This is a genomic window from Streptomyces sp. NPDC059696, from assembly GCF_042733745.1.
Lineage (GTDB): Bacteria > Actinomycetota > Actinomycetes > Streptomycetales > Streptomycetaceae > Streptomyces.
The window spans coordinates 1-2,149 of the sequence record NZ_JBHWFG010000093.1 but is presented as its reverse complement, the minus strand read 5'-3'; the positions used below and the strand labels follow the sequence as shown (position 1 = coordinate 2,149).

Annotated in this window: 3 protein-coding genes; 1 reads left to right on the top strand and 2 read right to left on the bottom strand. The window is 72.8% G+C overall.

The window, feature by feature from the left end:
- Positions 1–238 precede the first annotated feature (238 nt).
- Positions 239–928: a hypothetical protein gene (locus tag ACFV20_RS36760; protein ID WP_385665449.1), complete on the bottom strand. Its 690-nt coding sequence runs from the start codon at positions 926–928 to the stop codon at positions 239–241.
- A 118-nt stretch (positions 929–1,046) separates the two neighbouring features.
- A complete protein-coding gene (locus tag ACFV20_RS36755) occupies positions 1,047–1,406 on the bottom strand; it encodes an arsenate reductase family protein (RefSeq protein WP_385665446.1) in 360 nt (119 codons plus the stop codon).
- A gap of 228 nt (positions 1,407–1,634) precedes the next feature.
- Between ACFV20_RS36755 and ACFV20_RS36750 the strand changes: the two genes are divergently transcribed.
- The gene (locus ACFV20_RS36750) at positions 1,635–1,949 is read left to right on the top strand and encodes a hypothetical protein (protein ID WP_385665452.1); all 315 of its coding nucleotides are present in this window, start codon (positions 1,635–1,637) and stop codon (positions 1,947–1,949) included.
- Positions 1,950–2,149 lie beyond the last annotated feature (200 nt).

Genomic DNA, 2,149 nt, shown 5'->3' with positions numbered 1-2,149 from the left:
GCCCCCCTGTCCCCCCCGGGTGCGGGGGTGGTGCTGTGGCCGATCTCGGCGCGGGGGGGCGCGGCCGGGCTCGGGCCCCGCGCCGCGCCGCCCCGCCGCTCCGCGGCGGGCGCCCCCCCCCACGGCCCGGACGCGCCGGTCCTGCTGCCCCTGGCCGGAGGCAGCAGGACCGGTGACACGTACGAGGGGCGGCCGAGGGGGTGGCCGCCGCCTCATCGATTCACTCGGGCGTGAGGCCTCACCCCACCTTCTCGATCAGGGCCCGGCGGATCAGGAACTTGCCGGGCTCACGGACCTGTTCGAAGGCCGCGTTGTTGAGCAGCGCACAGCTGCCGGAGACCGAAGTGACCTCCACCGTCGTGGACTTGTTGTTGTCCAGGTTGGTGACCTTCAGCTTCGTGCCGGCCGGGAACTGGTTGCTGGACGCGGCGGGCGCGCCGCCCTCACCGGAGAGCGTGACCGTGGAGCCGTTGCACACCTGCTGCCCGGAGGCAGCCGCACCGCCGCCGGTGTTTCCCGCGGGGGCGGACGCGGCCGGCTGCGACGGCTGGGCCGACGCCGCGGGAGGCTGTGCCGCCTCGGCGGGCTGCGACGGCTGCGCGCCCTGGGAGTCCTGAGCCGACTCCCCGACGGCGCACCCCGACGCCTCCTGCTTCCGCTTGATCTCCGCGACGACCGCCTCGCGGTTGGCGATCCGCGCCTCGGACTGCGCGTCCGGGTTGGCCCGCTGGTCCGCGATGAACTTCTGGTTGTTGCCGAGGGCGGTGGCGAGGCCCAGGCAGACCGTCGACTCCGACGCCGACTTGGGGGCCGGCGGCGCCGCGTTCGACGTGGTCGCCATGACGAAGGCCCCGCCTCCCGCCACGGTCGCCGCGCTCACCAGTAGCGCGATCTTCTTCTTCGTACCGAGAGTTCTCCTGCGCGACATGCGCGCCTCCTGCGAGGTAGGGGAGCGTACGCCGCTATGTACGAGATACCGAACGAGGTTACTCAGCGGTTACAGGAGTCACTCAAGTGACCTGCGCCACACGGGGGAACGTGGCTGGTCAGCGCGACAGGGCGTCCCGTACGGCCTCCTCGGAGCGGCCGACGACCGCCGTTCCGTCGTCCGCGGTGATGATCGGGCGCTGGATCAGCTTCGGGTGCTCGGCGAGTGCCGTGATCCAGCGGGCGCGCGAACCGGCGTCCCGCGGCCACTCCTTGAGCCCGAGCTCCTTGGCCTCGGCCTCCTGGGTGCGGGTGATGTCCCAGGGTTCGAGACCGAGGCGCTCCAGCACGCCACGGATCTCGTCCTCGCTCGGCACGTCCTCCAGGTAGCGGCGGACGGTGTAGTCGGCGCCCTCGGCGTCGAGCAGTGTCAGCGCGCTACGGCACTTCGAGCACGCGGGGTTGATCCAGATCTCCATGCGCACACGGTACGCGCCGACCGGCTTGTTCGATTTCCTGGCGCCCCTCGGGTACCTCCCGGAGCAGTCGTGACATGACGCCAATTCCCGTGCCCACCAGGTCTTTTGTCGGGCTCGGCGGACTCCCCGTTGTCAGTGCCGGGCGGTAAACTGTAAGCAGTGTTCGAGGGTGGCGCCGGGGACGCCGACGTCTTCGGTGAGCCGCCCGACCGCGACAGGAGGATGCCTGTGCCCGCTGCCGCCCTGAAGCCGAAGCCGCTGCCCACCCAGTCCACCGCGAAGCGCCCCGTCCTGCTCGACCTGCCGTACGCGCCCGTGGAGAAGCGGCCGCTGCCCCCGGGCCGGCCGCGCCAGTGGTACGTGACGCACAACCGCCGTCTCAAGGCGATGCGCCTCGCCATCGCCCTGCTCGACTCGGGCGTTCACCTGCCCAGCCAGGCCCACAACGAGACGATCCGCGACACGGCGGAGCTGATCGGTGTCCACCCGCCGTCGGACACGACGTGCCACATGGTGCGTGCGTTCATGCGCTACACGCGCTGATCGGGCCACCCCGAGCGCCGGACGCCCCGAACAGCGGGGTGCCCGGCGCTCGTTCACACCGCCCCGGCGGGTGCCGCGAACACCGGCGGGTTCAGACGGACGAAGCCCTCCTGGCGCTCGTAGGGCGCCGGGCCGGGGGGGCGGGGGGCCGCGGGGGGGCGGGGCCCCAGCCCCGGGGGGTGGGGTGCGCCCCTTGGGGC

Bases quoted from the DNA above. Each gene is read 5' to 3' on its own strand.
- ACFV20_RS36760 (WP_385665449.1), bottom strand. From the start codon at position 928: ATGTCGCGCAGGAGAACTCTCGGTACGAAGAAGAAGATCGCGCTACTG.
- ACFV20_RS36755 (WP_385665446.1), bottom strand. From the start codon at position 1,406: ATGGAGATCTGGATCAACCCCGCGTGCTCGAAGTGCCGTAGCGCGCTG.